The 23,320-nt window shown below is 44.3% G+C and carries 19 protein-coding genes and 1 tRNA gene; 12 read left to right on the forward strand and 8 right to left on the reverse strand.

Going from position 1 to position 23,320, the window contains the following annotated elements:
- The first annotated feature begins 20 nt into the window (after positions 1-20).
- From BN8908_RS13680 to BN8908_RS13735, 12 genes are all read left to right on the forward strand, one after another.
- Positions 21-2,423 (forward strand): glycoside hydrolase family 95 protein, encoded by a 2,403-nt coding sequence (locus BN8908_RS13680; RefSeq protein WP_068691181.1) that lies wholly within the window; start codon positions 21-23, stop codon positions 2,421-2,423.
- A 242-nt stretch (positions 2,424-2,665) separates the two neighbouring features.
- Positions 2,666-4,411: an aspartate--tRNA ligase gene (gene aspS / locus BN8908_RS13685; protein ID WP_021989400.1), complete on the forward strand. Its 1,746-nt coding sequence runs from the start codon at positions 2,666-2,668 to the stop codon at positions 4,409-4,411.
- A gap of 61 nt (positions 4,412-4,472) precedes the next feature.
- Positions 4,473-5,591, forward strand: coding sequence for a DNA polymerase III subunit (locus tag BN8908_RS13690; protein ID WP_068691182.1), 1,119 nt, complete (start codon positions 4,473-4,475; stop codon positions 5,589-5,591).
- A gap of 37 nt (positions 5,592-5,628) precedes the next feature.
- Entirely contained in the window at positions 5,629-7,179 is a 1,551-nt protein-coding gene (locus BN8908_RS13695) for a PSP1 domain-containing protein (protein WP_082989268.1), read from the forward strand.
- A 12-nt stretch (positions 7,180-7,191) separates the two neighbouring features.
- Positions 7,192-8,010 (forward strand): rhomboid family intramembrane serine protease, encoded by an 819-nt coding sequence (locus BN8908_RS13700; protein WP_021989403.1) that lies wholly within the window; start codon positions 7,192-7,194, stop codon positions 8,008-8,010.
- Positions 8,011-8,088: 78 nt separating this feature from the next.
- Positions 8,089-9,006, forward strand: a complete 918-nt coding sequence (locus tag BN8908_RS13705; RefSeq protein WP_068691184.1) for a rhomboid family protein — start codon at positions 8,089-8,091, stop codon at positions 9,004-9,006.
- Positions 9,007-9,024: 18 nt separating this feature from the next.
- Positions 9,025-10,092 carry an endonuclease/exonuclease/phosphatase family protein gene (locus BN8908_RS13710; RefSeq protein WP_068691186.1) on the forward strand — a complete coding sequence of 356 codons (1,068 nt, stop codon included), beginning with the start codon at positions 9,025-9,027 and terminating at the stop codon, positions 10,090-10,092.
- Between the two features lie 82 nt (positions 10,093-10,174).
- Positions 10,175-10,251, forward strand: a tRNA-Ala gene (locus BN8908_RS13715).
- Between the two features lie 73 nt (positions 10,252-10,324).
- The gene (locus BN8908_RS13720) at positions 10,325-11,425 is read left to right on the forward strand and encodes a lysylphosphatidylglycerol synthase transmembrane domain-containing protein (protein ID WP_021989406.1); all 1,101 of its coding nucleotides are present in this window, start codon (positions 10,325-10,327) and stop codon (positions 11,423-11,425) included.
- Positions 11,409-11,729 (forward strand): hypothetical protein, encoded by a 321-nt coding sequence (locus tag BN8908_RS13725; protein WP_021989407.1) that lies wholly within the window; start codon positions 11,409-11,411, stop codon positions 11,727-11,729. The genes BN8908_RS13720 and BN8908_RS13725 overlap by 17 nt, the downstream gene beginning before the upstream one ends.
- A 43-nt stretch (positions 11,730-11,772) precedes the next feature.
- Positions 11,773-13,632, forward strand: coding sequence for a DNA mismatch repair endonuclease MutL (gene mutL, locus BN8908_RS13730; protein ID WP_068691187.1), 1,860 nt, complete (start codon positions 11,773-11,775; stop codon positions 13,630-13,632).
- Between the two features lie 36 nt (positions 13,633-13,668).
- On the forward strand, positions 13,669-14,592 hold the full coding sequence (locus BN8908_RS13735; protein ID WP_068691189.1) for an ATP-binding cassette domain-containing protein: 924 nt from the start codon (positions 13,669-13,671) through the stop codon (positions 14,590-14,592).
- Here BN8908_RS13735 and BN8908_RS13740 read toward each other — a convergent pair.
- The 8 genes from BN8908_RS13740 to BN8908_RS13775 form a co-directional block, all read right to left on the reverse strand.
- Positions 14,578-15,474 carry a radical SAM protein gene (locus BN8908_RS13740; protein WP_021989410.1) on the reverse strand — a complete coding sequence of 299 codons (897 nt, stop codon included), beginning with the start codon at positions 15,472-15,474 and terminating at the stop codon, positions 14,578-14,580. The two genes, BN8908_RS13735 and BN8908_RS13740, sit on opposite strands and share 15 nt — an antisense overlap.
- A gap of 15 nt (positions 15,475-15,489) precedes the next feature.
- Positions 15,490-16,491 (reverse strand): prenyltransferase, encoded by a 1,002-nt coding sequence (locus BN8908_RS13745; protein ID WP_068691191.1) that lies wholly within the window; start codon positions 16,489-16,491, stop codon positions 15,490-15,492.
- Positions 16,492-16,633: 142 nt separating this feature from the next.
- Positions 16,634-17,986, reverse strand: a complete 1,353-nt coding sequence (locus tag BN8908_RS13750) for a TlpA family protein disulfide reductase (protein ID WP_161945879.1) — start codon at positions 17,984-17,986, stop codon at positions 16,634-16,636.
- 105 nt (positions 17,987-18,091) lie between these two features.
- Positions 18,092-18,538 carry a ribose 5-phosphate isomerase B gene (rpiB, locus tag BN8908_RS13755; protein WP_021989413.1) on the reverse strand — a complete coding sequence of 149 codons (447 nt, stop codon included), beginning with the start codon at positions 18,536-18,538 and terminating at the stop codon, positions 18,092-18,094.
- 143 nt (positions 18,539-18,681) lie between these two features.
- Entirely contained in the window at positions 18,682-19,371 is a 690-nt protein-coding gene (gene rprY, locus BN8908_RS13760) for a response regulator transcription factor RprY (protein ID WP_021989414.1), read from the reverse strand.
- A 41-nt stretch (positions 19,372-19,412) separates the two neighbouring features.
- Entirely contained in the window at positions 19,413-20,948 is a 1,536-nt protein-coding gene (locus BN8908_RS13765) for a sensor histidine kinase (protein WP_021989415.1), read from the reverse strand.
- Positions 20,949-21,020: 72 nt separating this feature from the next.
- Positions 21,021-22,046, reverse strand: a complete 1,026-nt coding sequence (gene ruvB / locus BN8908_RS13770; protein WP_021989416.1) for a Holliday junction branch migration DNA helicase RuvB — start codon at positions 22,044-22,046, stop codon at positions 21,021-21,023.
- Positions 22,047-22,156: 110 nt separating this feature from the next.
- Positions 22,157-23,122 (reverse strand): DUF4435 domain-containing protein, encoded by a 966-nt coding sequence (locus BN8908_RS13775; RefSeq protein WP_068691194.1) that lies wholly within the window; start codon positions 23,120-23,122, stop codon positions 22,157-22,159.
- Between the last annotated feature and the right edge of the window lie 198 nt (positions 23,123-23,320).

The raw sequence follows: 23,320 nt of genomic DNA on the forward strand, positions 1-23,320 counted from the left end.
TCCACTCACATTCTTTAATTATGCGCAACACTATTTTACTTTCAATTTTATCATTGGCAATTCTGGGATGCAGTTTTTCCCGGAGTGTCGAACGCCAAAACGAACAACTCCGTTTTAAAGCGCCTGCCCGCATCTGGGAGGAGACATTACCCCTGGGCAACGGACGCCTCGGAATGATGCCTGACGGCGGAGTCGAAAAAGAACGCATCGTACTTAACGAAATATCTCTTTGGAGCGGTTCGGAAGCAGATTACAGCAACCCGGAAGCTGCCGGCAGCTTATCCCGTATACAACAATTGCTATTTGAAGGCAAAAACAAAGAAGCCCAGGAGCTGATGTATCGTACCTTTGTTCCCCGGATGCCGAAAGGCAATACCTACGGCACTTACCAAATACTCGGCAACCTGGATATCCGGTATCACAATGAAGGAACGATGGATACAAGCGGCTACAAACGGATTCTGCAACTGGACGAAGCCTTGGCAACGACATCGTTCGGGCAAAACATACACCGACGTGAATATTTCGTCTCCCGTCCGGACAATGTATCGGTCATTCATTTTAACCAGCAAAAAGCTTCGGATTTCGAGCTGTTTTTAAGTCGTCCGCAAAACGCCCGGGTTTACCGGGACAAGGATACGTTAATCATGGAAGGAACGATGGATAGCGGGCAGACCGGCATCAAGGGAGTCAGCTATATTGTCCGTATGAGCGGACGCCTGGAAGACAACACCCCCGGAGCCGGCATACAAGTCACGGACTCATGTATTCGCTTCCAAGCCGTCCGGAATACGACTATATTCATCTCCGCAACGACCGATTATAACAATCCCGCCTACAGAGAACAGGCTGCAATGTTACTTTCCAATGCCATCCATACGCCTTACGAAGAACTGAAACAAAGACATATCGACGCACACAAGGAATTATACGACCGGGTAGAGGTATTTATCGGTACCCCCCAAGACTCCGTACTACAACTTACAACCCCGGAACGTATCGCACGCTTCACTCAAGAAGACGATCCCGCTTTAGCCGCCCTTTATTTACAATTCGGACGCTATCTGCTGATCAGCAGCGCGCGTCCCGGTTGTCTCCCCCCCAATTTACAGGGGGTGTGGGCAAATACGCTACAAACCCCGTGGAACGGTGATTATCATACGAATATCAACGTACAAATGAACCACTGGCCGTTAGAACCGGGAAATCTGACAGAATTGTACGAACCGCTGATATCCTTAACGAAAGGTCTTGTCGCTTCGGGCGAAAAAACAGCGCGTATTTTTTACGGCCCCAATGCCCGCGGATGGGTTGCTCACATGATGACCAACCCCTGGAAATACACCGTTCCGGGCGAACATCCCTCCTGGGGTGCAACCAACACCGGTGGAGCATGGTTATGCGCTCATTTGTGGGAACATTACCTGTATTCCGGTGACACGGCTTACTTACGGGAAATTTATCCCGTAATAAAAGGCGCTGCGGACTTTTTCTTATCGACAATGGTAAAAGAGCCTGTTCACGGTTGGCTTGTAACGGCTCCGACCTCCTCCCCGGAAAATGCGTTCTATATCGGTAATGATCCGACGCCTATCAGTATTTGCATGGGACCGACCATGGACATCCAGCTGGTAAAAGAATTGTGGGGGAACACAATGGAAGCAGCCCGTCAGCTTAACACAGATAAAGATTGGTGTGCAAAACTGGCTGAAGCCTACAGACAACTACCTCCCCATCAAATCAGCCCGGAGGGCTACCTGATGGAGTGGCTGGAAGATTACCGGGAAGCAGAAATCCATCACCGCCATGTTTCCCATTTATACGGCTTATATCCTGGAAATCTGATTACCCCCTCTGCAACCCCCGAATTAGCCGAAGCCTGCAAAGCGACCTTAAACCGGAGAGGGGATGCCGGAACCGGCTGGAGCCGGGCCTGGAAAATCAATTTTTGGGCACGCTTACATGACGGCAACCGGGCCTATAAACTATTCCATAGCTTACTGGTACCGGCAATACGCCCGGACGGACGTCATCAGGGAGGCACCTTCCCCAATTTATTTTGCTCACATCCTCCTTTCCAGATCGACGGCAACTTCGGAGGAGCTGCCGGTATCATGGAAATGCTATTGCAAAGCCACGCCGGTTTTATTCATCTCTTACCGGCCCTGCCCGACAGTTGGAAAGAAGGCTATTTCAAAGGTTTATGTACCCGGGGCGGCATCACTGTGGACCTGACGTGGAATAATCATACCCCTCAAACGGCAACATTTACCGCCCGGCAGAATACAACCTGCCGGTTACTACCCCCACCGGGCGTCCGTCATATCAACCTCGAAAACAAAACAATCACAACGGACGATAACGGGTATCTCATTTTCCCGCTTGAAAAAGGGAAGCAGGCAGAAGTGAAATTCACTTATTAATCAGGCCTTTGTCATAAAATGACAAAAAATTCCGGAGTCAAAAAGTCAAAAAACAAACACCTTGACTTTTTGACTCCTTATTCTTTCCGGAAATTCAAAAAATAGAATCAATTTACTTTACCAACCGAACATTTTCAACCCCTGATTTTCTATTTTGCATTATTGTTCGTATTTTCGCAAGTTGTTAAAATAGGTAGATCAGGCTCTACCCGAAAAATAATTTACAAAATTAAGCAATCATCATGTATAGAACACATACCTGCGGTCAGCTTCGGCTTGAAAATGTCAATGAGAAAGTATGCCTGAGCGGCTGGGTACAAAAAATCCGTAATCTCGGTGCAATGAGTTTCATCGATCTGCGCGACAGATACGGAATTACGCAATTAGTTGTGGAAGAATCAGCTACGGCAGAAATAAAAGACAAGGCAGCCCGCCTGGGACGTGAATTCGTTATTCAGGTAAATGGAAAGGTCGTTGAACGTGCCAGCAAAAATGCCAAGATCCCGACCGGAGACATTGAAATATGGATCGATACACTCGATATATTGAGCCATTCGGAAATCCCGCCTTTCACCATCGAGGACAATAGCGACGGCGGCGACGAATTACGAATGAAATACCGCTACCTGGATTTACGCCGGTCGATTGTTCGGAAGAATCTGGAGTTACGCCACCAGATGGCTCATTTGGTACGTAATTACCTGGACAACGAACATTTTATGGAAGTGGAAACTCCGGTATTGATCAAGAGTACTCCGGAAGGAGCCCGGGACTTTGTCGTTCCTTCCCGCATGAATCAGGGACAGTTCTACGCCCTGCCGCAAAGTCCCCAAACATTCAAGCAATTACTTATGGTAGCGGGTTTCGACCGTTACTATCAGATTGTAAAATGTTTCCGGGATGAAGACTTACGGGCCGACCGTCAACCTGAATTTACTCAAATCGACTGTGAAATGTCATTTGTAGAAAGAGACGATGTATTGAATATTTTTGAAGGTATGATGCGACACCTATTCAAAGAATTGAAAGGTGTCGATATTCCGGAGCTACCGCGTATGACCTGGCACGATGCCATGGAATACTATGGATGTGACAAACCGGACATCCGTTTCGGCATGAAGTTCGTCAATCTGACCGATAACGCCCGCAACCGGGATTTCGCGGTATTCAACGATGCTGAATATGTAGGAGCAATCTGCGTACCGGGTTGCGCTGTATATACCCGGAAACAATTAGACGAACTGACGGAATTTGTAAAACGTCCGCAAATCGGAGCCAAAGGATTGGTGTATGTCCGCTACAATGAAGACGGCAGCTTAAAATCCTCCGTCGACAAATTCTACACGCCGGAAGATTTGAAAAACTGGGCGGAAATCTGCCAGGCAAAACCCGGCGACTTGCTCCTGCTCCTTTGCGGTCCGAAAAATAAAACGTTACCGCAACTGTCCGAATTACGTCTGGAAATGGGAGAGCGGCTTGGCCTTCGGGACAAAAACGTATTCAAACCATTGTGGGTCGTAGATTTCCCCTTGCTGGAATGGGACGAGGAAACGCAGCGTTTCTATGCCATGCATCATCCTTTCACTTCTCCCCATCCGGAAGATGTGGATATGATGGAAAGCAACCCCGGAGCGGTACGGGCAAATGCTTATGACATGGTTATCAACGGTGTGGAAGTTGGAGGCGGCTCCATCCGTATCCACAATACAGAATTACAATCCCGCATGTTCAAATGTCTGGGATTCACGCCGGAACAAGCTCAAAAACAATTCGGATTTTTGCTCAACGCATTCAAATACGGTGCACCGCCCCACGGAGGTATCGCTTTCGGCTTCGACCGGCTGGTATCGATTTTTGCCGGTTTGGACAGTATCCGGGATACCATCGCATTCCCGAAAAACAATTCAGGCCGGGATGTCATGATCGATTCTCCGTCAGAAATCAGTGACGAGCAATTTAAAGAATTGGGTATTGAACTCAAGCTTTGATAAAGACACAAACTTTCAGACAAAGCTCCGCCCGGTTATAAATATTTAAAATTGAATTAACTTGTTCAAGGACATTATCGGACACGAAGACATCAAGCAAAGGCTGATTACCTCCCTGCAAACGGGACGTATCAGCCATGCCCAATTATTTGCCGGTTCAACCGGCTACGGCTCGCTTGCTTTGGCACTCGCCTTCGCCCAATATGTGTTCTGTACAGGCGATAAAAAAGAAGATGCCTGCGGAGTTTGTCCCTCATGCAAGCAGATGCAAAAACTGATCCATCCGGACTTACATTTCGTTTTTCCGGTCGTACGGAAAACCAAGCTGCCCGTAAGCGACGAATATATCAATGAATGGAGAAGCCTGCTCCTGCAAAGTCCGTATTTCAACCTCGAAGATTGGCAGGCTGCCATGCACGTGGAAGACAATGCCCAATCTGCCATCTATACCGAGGAAAGTGCGAACATTCTGCGTAAATTAAACCTCAAAGCCTTTGAGTCCGATTATAAAATCATGATTATCTGGCTGCCGGAGAAAATGAATCCGGAATGTTCCAATAAATTATTAAAAATTATAGAAGAACCGTATGATAAAACATTGTTCCTGATGGTATCCGAACACCCGGAACAAATTATCACTACAATTCAATCCCGTACCCAACGAATTACCATTCCGCCGTTAGAAAAAAGTGTGATAAAGCAACACTTAATGACTGAAAAAGGTATAAATGAAGAGAAAGCGGAAGAATATGCTCATGTGGCTGCCGGAAACTGGTATAAAGCTTTGCGGCTATTAAACGAATCGGAAGAGCAAATCTACAACCAGGAAAAATTTATCAGCCTGATGCGGCTTTGTTGGGAAAGGAAAATGTTACCGGTAAACGAATGGGTAAGCGAAATAGCCGGAATCGGACGGGAACGCCAAAAAAATTTTCTCACTCACTCTTTGCGAATGCTGCGCGAAAATTTTATGAAAAATTTTGGTTTACATGTCTTGAATTACATGACCGAAAGAGAAAAACAATTTTCCATAAAATTTTCTCCTTACGTTCACGAAGGGAATATCATCCCTTTATCGGAGGAATTCGAAAAAGCATATCATGACATCAGCCGGAACGGCAATGCCAAAATTATCTTCACCGATTTATGTATTAAGGTGATGCAAAATATAAGACCTTAATTAAGGAACAACCAATAAAGTTAAAAGATTGACATTTATGAACAAAGACAATATATTATACGACGATCAACTGGAACTCCCGGAAAATGCCTCACCTTCAAACGACACGGAAAAGGAGGAAATCATTATACAGGAAGCAGAAGAGATTATAGCTGTTGAAGAAATCCAGCCGGAAACGGTAAATAGTACTGAAAATTCAGACACCACTCCTCTGTCTGCCGAGGAAGATACGGAAATGCCCCAGGTAAAATGGGAAAAGCAGGAAGAAGCCGAATCAACCGTGGAGCCCGAACTACTTTTACGCCGGGAACGCAAGGAAGTCCGGCCGGTTATCGACCACCGTCTGTTGGCCGGAAAATTATCCGTGTACAACTGGCTCAGCGATGTCCCGGACAACAGTTGCCCTTCAGAAATTGTAGAAGTACGATTTAAAAATACCCGGAAGGGATTTTACAGTAATCCGTCCAGATTGAACCTCCAGGAAGGAGACATTGTCGCCGTTGAAGCTGCCCTTGGTCACGATATCGGTATCATATCACTGACCGGAGAACTGGTCAAAGAACAACTCCGCATGAAAAAAGTGGATTTGGTCAGAAATCCGTTGAAAAAAATATACCGTAAAGCTAAACCTCACGACATAGAGAAATGGCAGCAAGCCATTGCTTTGGAGCATGAAACCATGATTCGTTCCAGAAAGATCGCTGCCGACCTGAAACTGAATATGAAAATCGGGGACGTCGAATACCAGGGCGACAAAACCAAAGCTATTTTCTATTACATTGCAGACGACCGTGTCGATTTCCGGACATTGATCAAAATACTGGCCGAAACCTTCCACATCCGGATTGAAATGAAGCAGATCGGAGCCCGGCAGGAAGCAGGGCGCATCGGAGGTATCGGACCGTGTGGCTTACAACTGTGCTGTTCAACTTACATTACGAATTTTGTATCCGTGTCTACTTCGGCAGCACGCTATCAGGACATTTCCCTGAATCCTCAAAAACTGGCAGGACAGTGCGGTAAACTGAAATGCTGCCTCAACTACGAAGTAGACGCCTATGTCGATGCTCAAAAAGATTTTCCATCGGCCAATATTACCCTGAATACCGGAGAGGGCCTTCTTTATCACCAGAAAACCGACATCTTCGGACAAGTTATGTATTACAGTTTCGACAAAGAAGGAAGAGGAGCTTTGATTAAATTGCCGGTTAAACGTATCAAAGAAATTATAGCCTTAAACCGCAAAGGAATCGTACCTCCGAAGGCAAACGATGCCACCGAGGAAGAAGAAGCCGCAATCAAATATACAGACGGTGTCGGAGAAGAGAGCCTGAACCGTTTCGACGACAAAAAACAAAAAAGACGTCGTCCGAAAAACAGAAACAATAATCCGAACAAGAACAACAATGCCAACCCGGGAAACAACCGGCCGCAAAATAACAATCGGCCGGAAAATAATAGCCGGCCGGAAAACAAAACAAACCCTTCCGGAGAAAATCCGCGTAATAACCCCAGAAGAAACCGCAGACCGGAAGACAGAGGCGAAAAACCGACGAACCAAACCAATCAAAGACAGAAAAACGAATAAAGCAGATGAGTTATGAATAACTACCGTCCATATCCGTCCATTACACCGGCCGTCAAAATCATCATTATCATCAATGTCATCATGTATTTCATGACAGAGATAATCGACAAAAAGACCGGTTCAAATCTTTCCAACACACTCGGTTTGCATTTACCGCAATCCGAATATTGGGCACCCTACCAATACATCACCCACATGTTTATGCACGGGAGTATCAGTCACCTGTTCTTCAATATGTTTGCCTTATTCATGTTCGGACGGGTACTGGAAAGTATATGGGGTACCCAACGTTTTCTGGTGTATTATTTTGTTACCGGATTGGGGGCTGCCGCCTTAAACAGCGCTGTCGGCTGGTGGGAATACGATAAAATGTATGAGCAATTTCAAGCTTTTCAAAATACACCTCAACCGGAAATACTGGCCGAATTCATACGGGCACACATCTCCCATCCGGCAGGCTGGGTATGGGAGCTTATCGACAATTGGTCGAACAATCCCAATGTTCCTCAATACATTCAGGCCGGAGAAGACCTTTTTCGCAGAGTAATTACGGAAACCGTCAACATCCCGACCATCGGGGCCTCCGGTGCCATATTCGGAATATTACTGGCTTTCGGCATGCTTTTCCCGAATACCGAGCTTTTCCTGATGTTCATTCCGATTCCGATCAAGGCCAAATACTTTGTGATCGGTTACGGTCTATTGGAATTTTTCCTCGGCATACAAAACAGTGCCGGAGACAACGTAGCCCACTTTGCCCATTTGGGCGGTATGCTATTCGGCTTTATCCTGATTAAATATTGGGGGAAAAACCGGAAAAAATTCTATTAGCAGACGGTTTCAGATTCAGGATGTATCAGCAGGTCATCGCTATTACAATCTTAAATCCAAATCCAAGATAAAAATTACATGTTTTACAGAGCTTACGGCGGAAATTTTTCAGAAGGGTTAGGAAAGGGGATACGGACTTCTTTCAAACGGGGTTCTTCGTTGACCCGGTTGATATACATCAATATCGGCATCTTTTTAATCATAAAGATATTGGGTGTGGTAAGCATCCTGGGCGGCAAGGGGAATATACTGGATAACTTCCTGTTGGAAAACTTAGGGATTTCTGCCGATCCGGAATATCTGCTTTTCCGGCCGTGGACTTTATTTACTTACATGTTCACCCATTTCGGCTTTCTGCATCTGTTATTCAATATGTTATGGCTATATTGGTTCGGCAGTTTCTTCCTGAATCATTTTTCGCAGAAAGAACTGACAGGGGTATACCTGTTCGGAGGTATATCGGGAGCCCTGTTATATATGCTGGCTTATAACATCTTCCCGGGATTCGACAGCGCTCATTCCTGGGCAATAGGAGCCTCGGCTTCTGTCATGGCTATTGTATTTGCAGTCTGTTTTTATCTGCCGCAACACCGGATATACATCTTTCTGATAGGACCGGTAAAGCTGATTTATCTGGCACTTTTTACCGCAGCGATCGACATCTTAAGCATTCCTTCTTCCAACCCGGGAGGACATATCGCCCACCTCGGAGGTGCCCTCTTCGGCTATCTTTTTATCATCGGCGTAAAACACCATTGCAACCCGGTTAAAGCATTGAGTTCTTTACCGGAAAAAGTAATACAATTATTCACCCGCAGAAAAAAGGTACACCTCAAATACAAAAAAAACGTATCCGAAATGAACGACCGGGAATACAATGAGTACAAAAAAAACAGAGATGCCCGCATCGACCACATTTTAGATAAAATATCCCGGTCCGGTTATGAAAGTCTGACCCGGGAAGAAAAAGAAATACTGTTCCGTTCGGGAAAATAAAAGATTTTAAATATCGGGATGAGTAAGCTTTTGGACAAAATCGTTTTTATCGGCAGCCTTATTGCCATCGTAGGACTACTCGGGTCCTATACGGCCCGCTATATCGATCCCAACACTTTTGTCATTCCGTCCCTGTTAGGACTAGCTTATCCCTACCTGTTACTGTCTAACCTGTTATTGTTGCTATATTGGATTGCCCGTTGGAAAAAAACCGCTCTTATCCACGTCTGTGTATTGGCACTCGGCATTCCGTTTTTCACCAGCTATTACGGTACCAACAACAATCACACGGACGAAACGGCTCACGACATAGCGGTTTTATCCTACAACATACGTTATTTCGACCGTTACGGCTGGAACAAAGACGATAAAACAAAAGAAAAGCTGATCAAATACCTAAACGGCTACAAGGGAGATGTCGTATGCCTGCAAGAATTTCCGTTTCAGAATCGTTCCTCCAAAGTTTCGGGACCGGTCCGGCAATTATCTTCCTACCCCTATCGGTATATACAAAAAAACATGGCCGTATTCTCCCGTTACCCCATTATTAACTGCCGGGAAATACCTTTCAGTCAGGAATATACCAGTTCCTGTATATATTGCGATATTATAAAGGAACAAGATACCGTACGGATTTACAACATTCATCTGGAATCCTATAAACTGGGCACAAAAGAAAGAAAATTCGTCAAAGACATCACACAGGGAGAGGGACACGATATTTCAGGAGGTGTTAAAAATCTGGTATCGCGCATTACAAAAGCCAACAAAAACCGGGCTACACAAGCTTTACTCATCAAATCGGAAATTCAAAAATCCCCCTACCCACTCATCGTCTGCGGAGACTTTAATGACACCCCGCTCTCCTACAGCTACAGGACGATTTCCAAAGGACTATCCGACAGCTTCCTTGAAAAAGGACGCGGCCTAGGCAACACATACATCGGAGAATTTCCGTCCTTCCGGATTGATTATATATTACACTCTCCCGATTATCAGGCCCTCAGCTACAGCCGGGAGGCCGTAACCCTATCCGATCACTATCCCATCAGTTGCAAGCTGAAAAAACATACACCCAAAAAATAATCGGAACGACTCTTTTCGTTTTGGTTTTTCCTGAAAAATATATACATTTGCAAACGCAAGAAGGCAATATGGTTTTCATATCGGGGAATTAGCTCAGTTGGCTAGAGCGCTTGCATGGCATGCAAGAGGTCGTCGGTTCGATTCCGATATTCTCCACCAAACGGACAAGGTTTCAGCTTTGTCCGTTTTCTTTTTTTTGCTAACTTAGCCATCTCAACGGAAATTAAAGCCTATGGAAGGGGAACAGCAGATACTGACCAAAAAAATCAGTCCGTATAAGATTATTTATCCGATACTCATCGGTCTGGCTGTGGTGTCATACATGCTTTACAAGGAATTCGATCCTAAAGCGTTCGACCAGATTCATTTTACGTGGACATCGGCAGCCTGGCTATTGGTAGCGATACTGTGTATGGCCGTCCGGGACATCGGCTATGTCATCCGGCTGCATGTTCTCGCCGGCAAACGGCTTTCCTGGGTACAATCGTTACGGATTGTCTTTTTATGGGAATTTACTTCAGCGGTCACGCCTTCCGCCATCGGAGGCACCAGCATCGCTATATTGTTTGTCAATAAAGAAGGGATAAAAGTGGGACGGAGTTCTGCCATTGTCATGGCCACTTCCTTTCTCGACGAATTGTATTTCATCATCATGTTCCCGCTGATTTTATTGTTTGTCAACCACACCCTTTTGTGGAATATACCGGACGCCAGCAAAGCCGTTGCCGACAGTTTATTCTGGTTCGCCATCGGAGGTTATTCCATCAAGCTGGCTTACCTGATTATTCTCAGCTACGGACTATTTAAAAATCCCCGGGGATTGAAATATCTCATCATGAAATGTTTCAAATGGCGGATATTGCGAAAATGGAGGCAAAATGCCAACGAAGCCGGCTACGACATTATCCGGAACTCCAAAGAATTAAAACAAATGCCCTTCTCGTTCTGGCTGAAAACATTCGGAGCAACGTTTTTCTCGTGGACAGCCCGGTATTGGGTAGTAAACGCGATCCTGATGGCTTTCTGGGCAGGACGTTACGACTGGGCCCAACATTTTCTGATCTTTGCCCGTCAACTGGTCATGTGGATTATGATGCTGATAAGCCCTACTCCCGGTGGCAGCGGATTTGCAGAATATGTATTTTCCAAATACCTGGGCGAATTCCTGCCCAGTGCCGGAGTAGCTGTAGCAATGGCCATATTATGGCGGCTGATCAGTTACTACCCCTATCTGTTCATCGGCGCTTTTATTGTTCCCCGATGGATTGCAAAACATTTCGGACAAGGGAAATCCAAAACTTTAAAATCAGAACACCATGGCACGCATGTTTGAAAGAAAAGATACCCGGAAATTTGATCTGAAGCCCCGCTATTGGGATCCGGAAAAAGAAGAACGGGAAGAACGGGAAAAGCGAATCAAAGCCGAACTGGGCATCCGGGAAGACGACAAAGATGCTTATATCCCGAACATAAAGGGACATTTTACCGAATTGTATAAACAACGGAAAGCCCAGCGAAAAGGTCACAACGGCCAATATGCTGTCCGCCTCTTTATGGTGCTCATCATTATCTTTTTAGCAGCACTTTTTATTATGATGCGTTACTCCGAAGGTGTGTTGAAATTTCTCGGCATGTAAACCATCGCTATTCAATTTATAACAGTTAGTATCAAATTATTATATGCCTGATATTATTCAACTTTTACCGGATTCGGTTGCCAACCAGATTGCAGCCGGAGAAGTTGTACAACGTCCGGCCTCCGTCGTAAAGGAACTGATGGAGAACGCCATTGATGCCGGTGCCGATCAGGTCCGGATCGTATTGAAAAATGTAGGTAAGGCTCTCATACAGATCATCGATAACGGTAAGGGCATGTCTCCGACAGATGCCCGGATGGCTTTTGAAAGACATGCCACCTCTAAGATATCCTGTGCTCAGGATTTATTCAACATTCATACCCTGGGATTTCGGGGAGAAGCATTACCGTCCATTGCTTCCGTCGCCGACGTTGAAGTAAAAACCCGACGGGCAGAAGATGAACTCGGCACCTTCCTGTCTATATCCGGTTCTGAATTGAAACAACAGGAAGCCATCAACACCCCGAAAGGGACCAATATTTGTGTTAAAAATCTCTTTTTCAACATTCCTGCCCGCAGAAAATTTCTGAAATCGGATACGACGGAGCTACGGAATATCATCAATGAATTCCTACGGGTAGCACTCACCAATCCCGGTATCAGTTTTACCCTCGAAAACAACGGCAACGAAATCTACAACCTGCCGGTGTCCGGTATGCGCCAGCGGATAGTCAATGTGTTCGGGAAAAACATCAATAGCAAATTACTGAGCATCGAATGTAAAACCAGTCTGGTTTCCATTCAGGGGTTCATTTGCAGCCCGGAACACTCCAAAAAAACTTACGGAGAACAGTATTTTTTCGTAAACAACCGTTTTATGAAGCACAACTTCTTCCACAAAGCGGTTATGGAAGCTTATTCGGGTCTGATCGGTGCAGAAACGATACCGTCCTATTTCCTCTATTTCACAGTCGACCCGGCATCTATCGATGTCAATATACATCCGACCAAAACAGAAATCAAGTTTCAGAATGAAACGGACTTCTTCCAGATACTGATGGCCGGAGTCAAAGAAGCATTGGGAAAATTCAACATCACTCCTCCTTTGGATTTCGACACGGAAGGAGCCATTGATTACACTCCGCAAGCACCTGTTTCTTCAACAACTCCTTACGTACCCAAGGTAAATTACAAATCGGGATACAATCCTTTCAATTACAAATCCGGAATCAGCATCGAGGAATCGGATTTCGAAAAGAAGAGTGCCGGCAACACACCTGCATTTCCCAAGGATAAAGTTCCGGCGAATTGGGAATCCTTATTCGAAGGTCTACAACATAAAGAAGAAGCTCAACAGACAACCATTGCCGGCCTGTCCGAACCCGAAAAAAAATCTTCCGTTCCTTCCTCATTCGTACAGATGAAAGGACGTTATATTGTCACTCCGGTACATTCCGGCCTGATGTTTATCGATCAGAAAAGAGCACACGAACGTATCCTTTTCGAACAATATACCCATACTCTGGCATCCCAGAAAACAGCGGGACAGAAAAACCTCTTTCCGGAAACACTCGAACTCTGCGCCGACGATTTCGAACTTATCCGGGACATCAAGGAAGATCTGGAGTATTTGGGCTTCGAATTAGGAGAATTCGGGAAAAACTGTTATGCCATATATGCCACTCCTTCCGATTTATCCTGTTCACATGCCCGGGATATCCTTATGCAACTGATCGAACATTATAAAAATACCGAAGGGGACATCAAGCAAAAAATGAAAGAGCACGTTGCCCTGTCTTTAGCGAAAGCGGCAGCCATCCCATACAATACAACACTAAGCCGGGAAGAGATGAGCGATATGCTGGACAACCTGTTCGCCTGTCAGCATCACAATTATACCCCCGATGGAAAGACGATCATATACATCCTCAATTCCGAAGACGTAAATACCTGGTTCAAATAGAGCAACGAAAAGGCGTCAGAACTCAAAACACACAACATGGCAGTCTCGATAAACAATGTCTCTAAATATTACGGCAGGCAAAAAGCCCTCAACAACATCAGCTTCACGCTCAATAGCGGTGAAATATGCGGCTTTCTGGGACCTAACGGAGCCGGGAAATCAACCCTGATGAAAATCATTACCGGTTATCTGGACGAGTACGAGGGAGACATTATCGTCAATGGAAAAAACCTCCGGCAATATCCGCTGGAAGTGAAAGCGGCCACCGGTTATTTACCGGAGCACAATCCGCTCTACCCGGATATGTATATCACCGAATACCTATTGCACGTTACCCGCCTGTATCATACCCCCAACGCCATGCAACGGGTAAACGAAATTATGGAAATGACAGGACTGCTTCCGGAGAAAAACAAAAAAATAGGGCAACTCTCGAAAGGCTACCGGCAACGGACCGGTTTGGCCCAGGCACTTATCCACGAGCCGGATTTATTGATTCTCGACGAGCCGATGACAGGACTCGACCCCAATCAACTGGAAGAAATACGGGATTTGATCATCCGGATCGGAAAAAACAAAACCGTTTTGCTTTCCACTCACATTATGCAGGAGGTAGAAGCCATTTGCGACCGCATTCTGGTCATCGATAAAGGCAACCTTATCGCCGATAAGCCGAAAAGTGTATTTCATCATACCGGCTCCGGGGGTATGGTGTTAAAAGTCAGCTTCGCACCCGGTAACCCGACTGACTGGCTATCAGAAATAAAAGGGATTTCCCAAATAAAACGGGACGGAAATGATTCATTTCGTTTGCTTTCACTCCCCGGGCACGATCCCCGCATTGCTTTATTTGAAGCCGCCGCCGGCCACCATTGTCCGATCATCGAACTAAGAGAAGAATCCAACCTGGAAGATGTCTTCAAAGAATTAACCGGAAAAAACAACTCACTTCACACGTAAATTCATTCCTGCTCTGATCGTATCGATTTTAAAATCGAAAACACTCCGCATTTCTCCGGCCATACAGAATCCGCACCGGTCACAAACGCCGGCTGTTTTTCCGGTACACTCCGCAAGACGGGTACCGTCGGGCAAAATAAAATTAGTCACCCAACATTGTTTCCTGAATTTATTGTGCGCCATCAAGCGCAATCCGGAAACAGAATTCATAATCGGATAACCGGCTTTTTTCATCCGGATAAGCTCATTAACCACTTCCCCACGGACTCCCCAATTGACAAAAAGTTCCTCCGTTCCCGGAAAAGGAGTATGAAAATTAAAAGAAATCGATTTTATATGCGGATTATCCCTGACAAATTCGATCGTTTCCACAACGGAAGGATGATTCAGCCGGTTGACGACCATATTCACGCTTACGGCAGAATGTCCGCATTCCGCAATATTTTTTACCAGACGCTCAAACGTGCCTTTTCCCCGTATTTCATCATGATACTTCCCCAACCCGTCCAGACTCACCCAGATCGAATCCGCTTCACATCCCTTGAAAGGCAATTGCGCATTCGTCGTTACAGTCGTTGAAAAAAAGCCGATTTGCTTCGCCAGACGTATCAGGTCATTGATATTCTTTTCTCCATCTTCCCAAAGCATAGGCTCTCCACCTTCAAAATCGACAAAGCGGGAACCCAAACCATAGGCATATTCCAATTCTTCACGAATCTGCTCATAGGTTTTGATCTTCGGGTTTTCTTTGCGGTATATATTACAATGCCGACACGCCAGATTACACTTTTCAGAAATAAAAAGAACCGTTTGTAAAGGCTGCTTTCTCCCGAAAAACTTTGCCTTAAAAAACCAGGAAAAAAGATATAATAATCGCCCCATACCGCTAAATTTTAATCACAACCGAATCAAACCAATCACAATAATAATCAAACAAAAGAAAGAAAGCAAATTACGTGCCAGGTACCAACGAATCATAAACCACCCGATACCTGCACCTTCGATACGTTGCCAACCCGTCATCGGTCCCATCCAAAATGCCGGTTGAAATGTCTTTTTCGGATAACGGATATACTCAACCATCAGATAAAACAAACCTCCTGCCATCGGTAAAGTCAACAATACGATATAATACAGCGGAACAAGATAACCGGCCCACACACCATATACAACGATCCCGAAAGGAACAAACAACATGAGTCCCAAAACCACAAGCATCGCCTGTCTATTATTGAGTAATACCGCCAGTGTCATCTTTCCCACCTTTTTATCCGGCTCGAAATCCATAATAGAATGCGTATACAGGATATTAGCGACCAACATACCCACAGGAATTGAAATAAACCATACAGAAGCATCCAGGTGTCCGCAAGCGGCATAATAAACCCCGGTCATCAACAAAGGCCCGAACATAAAACCGACTTGCAATTCGCCGAATCCCCGGTAACTCAACCGGACAGGATCACCGGAATAAGAAACTCCCAACAAAGCTGTAATCAAGGCGATATATAATATCGTTTCCCCTCTTTTAAAAAAAATGATCCCTCCGATGACAAATGCAACTCCTCCGAAAACCAGGCAGGCATACAGCAACTGCCGCATGGTTACAGCCCCGGAAGTGATATAAGAGCATTTGGCAATCCTGGAGCGGATCCCCTCTCCGGCCAGTTTATCCCGGAACTCACTTCCCTTCTTCCGGTAATCGAAATAATCGTCGAACAAATTCATTCCCAAATGCCCGACAGCACACCCGAATACAGCCAGAATAGCGTATGTCCAGGCAAATCCCTCCTGGCCCAATGCCATACATACCGCCAATATTGCCGGCAGCATACTCTGCGGCAAAGAATTCCAACGTGCATTGCGACACCAAAAAAGTATAATATTTCTTTTTTTCATAAGTTCATTATAACTGTTTATCGTTATTTTACAACAGTCAGAAAATACATTATCCGGCCGAAGTTTCACACCCCACGGATGAATGTCCGCCCTACCTGTTGAATATAGAATAATTAAATGTCGTCAGTCAAAATTCGTATATCTATTCCGCTGTTAATTGCGGCAAAATTCCCATCAACCGGCTTCCGGAAGGCAAAGGCATTCCCACCCGCACAATTTTACCCTGTGGGTCCAGAAGAACGGCATACGGCAGTCTTTGAGCCCGGTAGTAATCCAATATAAAAGGAGAATTCTCAAGATACCATTGTATCCCTGCCGGCTGTTCTTCCGCCAGCCAGGATTCCCACTGTCCCCGGTCTGTATCACAAGATACAGCGACAAATTGTATATTTTTAGTTTTAAAACGGACACTTAATTCTTTCAAGTAAGCCAGTTCCCTTGCAGAAAAATCACAATCCGTTTCCCAAAACAAAAGATAAGTATATTTCCCCGTCAGAGCATCCGGCTGTATTCTCACAGAATCCCGACTGCCCGCATACATCGCGGGCGCTGCTTTTCCCGGCTGTATTCTTTCCCACATCGCACACAAATGCCTGAAACCTGACCGCAAAGCCTCATCTTTTACACGCTTATTATAAAACGGCATAAGCCGGTTTAAACTATCGATACCGGCTTTTTCAACGTAGCCCGTAATCATACGATCGACAACAAACTCTGTAACGGCCGGATGATGCAACGCCGTATCTACAAATTGCAATGCCCGCTTCAAACGCTCAAATGTATCCGCTCCGGCTGAAATTCCCTGTACCTCTATCCACCCCGACAATGCTTCCCGGTAGATCGTAAAATCCAACCACTTTTCATCTTCCGTTATCAGATTTCTCACATAATCTTTGTAAAAACCGGAAGGCTCATACCCTTCTGCATGTTGCCCGGGATAAGTTCCCAGAGAAGCAAAAACGGTATACTTCAGCTTTTCCTTTGCAAAAGATACAAAGTCCGGAGGCAATGCCAGCGAATCAAGAATACGTATTCCTTCTTTCAACTCCGCTTCCCGCTCCGCAATAAAAACTTTTTCATCCTGCCGGTAATCGGTTTTAATAGCCGTAGAAAAAATATCTCCGTTCAGTACCTCGTTTTCCAAAGCACCGTCTCCTGTAAATTCTGCACCTAAAGCAGAAGGAGTCAAATTAACATAAACATCAAAACTTTTTTTCGGTTGAACATACAACAACAAACGGTATTTTCCGCATTCCAGCATTCCGTCCTGCGGCTTATCCAGACCTTCCGGATAAAAAGAAACAAAACCCAACGAATCGGGTATCAGTTCAAATGACTCCCCTCCCACCGTCAAAACAGGATGCATTCCTTCGGTAATTCCGTCCAATTGAAAATTTATTACCGTATTCCTCGTCTCTCCACACGCTCCCATCAGTATTCCTCCGAATAAAGAAATACAACACCACTTAACAATATAACAAAACCTTCTGTTCATCCGATCGGTCTTTATTTTACAGACAAACAAGAAAGAGAGGAAACAGGCGTATCCTCTCTTTTCTGTTTTCAGAATATGAATCATTCAAAGGCGTTCCCCTTGGATTTACTTACATTCACAACCTTTCAAAGGTATTTTCTCTACCCTCCGTTGATGCCGCCCTCCTTCGAATTCCGTCGTCAGAAAACGGTCCACAACTTCCCGGGCTTCTTCATAAGCGATAAAACGAGCCGGCAAACCGCATACATTTGCATCATTGTGTAACCGCGCCAACCAGGCAATCTCAACATTCCAGCATAAAGCACAACGGATTCCCTGGTGCTTATTGGCTGTCATCGAAACTCCGTTACCACTTCCACAAAGTACAATGCCTTTATCGTACTCTCCTTTTTCTATAGCTACGGACAAAGGATGAACAGTATCCGGATAATCCATACTTTCCGGAGAATATGTACCGAAATCCTTCACCTCATAACCATTTCCCCGAAGATATTCCACGAGTCTCTCTTTATATTCAAAACCCGCGTGATCAGAAGCTATCGCAATTTTCATACTGATAAAATATTATAATATTTAATATCCCCGGACAATTTCACATTTTATCATGCCCGGTATTGCAAAGTTAAAGGATTATCTTTTACGAATGCAAAAAAAACGGGTATTCTTACAAATACCCGTCCAAAAAATTTATTGCATCAAAGTATCAACTTATACCCCTTACCGTGTACATTGATAATTTCCACAGAAGGATCTTTTTTCAAATGCTTACGCAGTTTAGTGATATACACATCCATACTTCTGGCGTTGAAATAGTTGTCGTCAGCCCAGATGTTTTTCAATGCATAATTTCTTTCCAGTACTTTATTGACATTCTGACACAAAAGTTTCAGCAATTCCGACTCTTTCGTCGTCAGTTTTTGTTCTTCTTCCCCATCAAACAAAGTCTGTTTTTTAGAATTGAATGTCAATTTACCGATCTTGAATATTTCTTGCTCATCTTCCGGTTTCAAACCTGTAGAACGACGCAATACAGCCTCGATCCTCAGCAGCAATTCTTCCATGCTGAACGGTTTACTCATATAATCATCGGCACCGATTTTGAAACCTTCCAATACATCTTCCTTCATATTCTTAGCCGTCAGGAAAATAATCGGAATTTCGCTGTTAATTTGTCTGACATCTTTTGCCAATGTGAAACCGTCACGTTTCGGCATCATCACATCGAATATGCATAAATCAAAAGGCTGATTCAAAAAAGCATCGTAAGCGGCATCGCCGTCCTCACACAAAATTGTGTCAAACCCCTTTGCTCTCAAATATTCTTTCAACAGCATTCCCAGGTTTGTATCATCTTCGGCTAATAAAATTTTAATTTTCTCATCCATAGCTATGTAGTTTTAAATAATTTCTTGAAAAATATACGCTTTTAAAAAAATAAAGTTCTCTTTACTTTTTGTTTTTTCGACGTCAAGGGCAAAATAATGTCAAAGCGACTTCCTTTATCCAATGCACTCTCGACTTCAATCCGTCCTCCGTGTGCGTCCACAATCTTTTTCACATAAGACAATCCTAATCCGAAACCTTTTACATCATGCAAATTACCGGTAGATACCCGATAAAACCGCTCGAAAATAAGCTTCTGTTCCTTCGCTGCAATTCCTATGCCATTATCTATCACGCTGATAATAATTTCATCGCCCTTATTCCGGGTATATACACTGATCTCCGGCGTCTTGGCACAATACTTGATTGCATTGTCCAGCAAATTCGAAAACACATTGGTAATATGCACATCGTCAGCCACCACCTCATCCCTATCGGCATCCAGATGTCCGAATAACTGTCCTCCCTTATCCTCCACACGCAAACTGAATTTCATTAATAAATTTTCAATAACTTCATTCAAATTTACGTTTTTCAACTTCAGTTTCATCCGCGTTTCCGTAAACAAGGCCGTTTGTAACACTTTTTCAACCTGATACGTCAGACGCTTACTCTCATCCCGGATGATACCGGCAATATGATCGATAGACTCCGGTGTTTGTTGCACCGCCCCGTCCTTCATCATTTGCGCAGCTAAAGATATCGTTGCGATGGGAGTTTTAAACTCATGAGTCATGTTATTGATAAAATCATTCTTTATGGCCGACAACTTTTTCTGCCGGATGATAACGGCAATACAAAAAATAAAACACAACACCAGCAACAAGGTAATGATCAAACTCGGTAACAGCAGAAAAACAGAAGACATCACATCCTGTAAATGTTCCGGAAAAATAAGATATAAACTTGCCTGGCTCTTATTACCGCCGAAAAACATCTGCTTGTTAAATACGTAATCCGAATGCCGGTTGAAAAAATGCTGCGACATAACGATAAAATGATCGCCTTCTTTCACGGCAAACTCAAACTGCGATTTTATGCCGTTATTCTTCAAGCGTTCCCGAAGCATACTTTGCAGGTTAAGCCCTTTTATCCGCTCTTCTACCGAACGCTCGGGCTCCGTCCACTTTTTCTTCAATACCAATACGTAATCCGTACCCAAACGATCTTTTACAACCTGCCTGTATTTTTGCAAAGAAGTAATTAATCCTGAATTCTTCTGTTTCAGGAATTCATTTTCGTTGTCGTTTTCATTCTCATTGTCCAGCAGATTCAAAGCAGGACTGACCACCATATCCACCTGGTCTTTCAATGGCTCTTCGTGTTCTCCGTCCACATAAACGGATTTATTCCCAACCTCTGTTTCCTGCAACTTTTCCGTCCCCTTTTTAATCTCATTCAAATTGTCTCTTTCTTCAATACAAGCAACCACCTCATCCAAAGAACGGTTCACGGCATAATCGAACTGCGCTTTCTTTAACTTAAAAGCCGTTTGAAAATACCGGGCCTGCATAATAATCAACCCTACCAATGCCAATCCGAGCACCACCCCTAAAACAATAATCTGCTTTTTTTTCATACCCACCTTAATTTTTTAATTTCAATCCACACCTGTTGAACAAATCCACATGTCATTTTCATACCCTTTCCATCAAAACAAAGTCGGTTGCCAATCCGTTCTTCGCATGTCTTTCCCCAAATGTTTAAAGGCCAGCTCGGTCACTTCTCTTCCCCGGGGAGTACGTTTCAGAAAACCCTCTTTGATCAGGAACGGTTCATAGACTTCCTCCAGTGTTCCCGGATCCTCTCCCACGGCTGTCGCAATGGTCGTCAAACCGACAGGACCGCCTTTAAATTTTTCAATAATTGTCAATAGTATCTTATTGTCCATTTCATCGAGACCGTATTTATCGATATTCAAAGCCTCCAATGCGTAACGGGTAATATCCCTGTCAATCGCCCCGCTACCTTTTACCATAGCAAAATCCCTTACCCGCCTTAACAACGCATTGGCAATACGTGGCGTACCTCTGCTCCGGGAAGCGATCTCCATGGCAGCCTGGCTGGTAATCCCGATATTGAGAATGGCGGCGGACCGGGTAATGATCCCTGCCAATACCTCCGTATCGTAATACTCCAAATGAAAATTTATACCGAAACGGGCCCTCAAAGGTGCCGTCAGCAACCCACTCCTGGTCGTTGCCCCGACCAAGGTAAAAGGATTGATCTGTATCTGCACGGAACGGGCAGCCGGTCCTTTATCGATCATAATATCAATACGGTAATCTTCCATAGCCGAATACAGATACTCCTCCACAATCGGACTCAACCGATGAATTTCATCTATAAAAAGAACATCATTTTCTTCCAGATTCGTCAATAGGCCGGCTAAATCTCCGGGTTTATCCAATACCGGCCCGGAAGTAATCTTTATTCCAACTCCCAACTCATTGGCAATAATAGCGGATAAGGTAGTCTTCCCCAACCCCGGAGGACCATGCAGGATAACATGATCCAAAGCCTCTTCCCGCATTTTGGCTGCACTTACAAATATCCGCAGGTTTTCTACGATCTTTTGTTGTCCTTGAAAATCTCCGAAATTCAACGGACGCAGCGCACGCTCAAATTCCCTATCCGTCTCTTTTACAGTATTGTCTCTTATATTAAATTCACCCATAACCCTTTACATCTGACATCAAAAATATAAAAACAATAGCTCAACTCAAAGTGTTAAAATCGAAAAGTGTTAAAAGAGTAGTAAATTATAAAGAAGATTAACATTTGAAGTTAGATTTTAAAAAAAGCTTCTATATCCGCCTCCAGTTTCCGGATCGGCAAATAGGCTCCATATTTCAGATTCCGCTTCAATTCAATGTCGACATGATTCCGGTCACGATACAAGGCCGCTATCGCCTCCCGGGTACGATGACCGTCCTTCGCCCGTTTCAATAAAGCTTTACACACCTCCTTGCACAAACAACTGATCATGTCGTACATATTATGTCCCCGCAAAAACAAATACGCCGTATCGGGATGCAAACCCAACCTTTCTAATTTCTGCCGGATAAACTCCAAATCGGCATTCGGGTAGGTATGCTGAAAATAATTGACCCGTTTTTGCACCTTTCGCTGTAATTCCTCCAATACCCGTCTGGCATTATCACGCAAAGATTGTGCAGGCTTGCATATATTCGGATTGAGATAGCGGTTAAACTCGTATTTGGAAAAACGGGCCGGATCGGCACCCATAAAATAAAGATGCCAGATAAAAAGAGGATAAAGAATCCGCGAATAGTCTTTCAAAAATTTACGAAAATCAAAGATATAATTCGGGATATGCGTAACCCGTCCGCAAACTTCGTCCAGTCCCTCCGCAAAACAATGGTGATTCTCGAAAGAATAAGTATAAGTCTGCAAAACAAAATGAGCAACGTCCATCTCCTTCTCCTGCATCAAATAACGATAATCACTATCGATGCAAATGAAAAAATCCGGACTCAAATAATTGAAATATTTCAGGCATTGTGTCACACCGCTTGTTTCATGCCCAAATTCATTCCTGGACCCCGCAATAAAATGGAAACGATCGTTGGGCCGGAAATGCTTCAACACCGTACTCCAGAAAACAATATCGTCCTTATTTTCGACATGTACGGCAGCCCTGCAACGAAACATTTTGGCATCCAAGGCAAAACGTCTGGCTGCACTCGCAAAGTACAAATCTCTATCATTATCCGCACGCACACCGAACATACTCGAACGTTTAAATTGTAGATTGACGATTTTAGATCTTAGATTAAAAAAATCTGATAACGAATCAGGTTGCCAGACAATCTAAAATTTACAATTTATATAAACATTAAAATCAGAGGTACAAACTTTTAGGCTAAAATTCATCCAGGCACATACACAATCTATTCCCCCAAACTTATACCTACAAATAATTTCTCA

Origin of the sequence: Culturomica massiliensis (assembly GCF_900091655.1) — a bacterium.
In the GTDB taxonomy this organism is placed as follows: Bacteria; Bacteroidota; Bacteroidia; order Bacteroidales; family Marinifilaceae; genus Culturomica; species Culturomica massiliensis.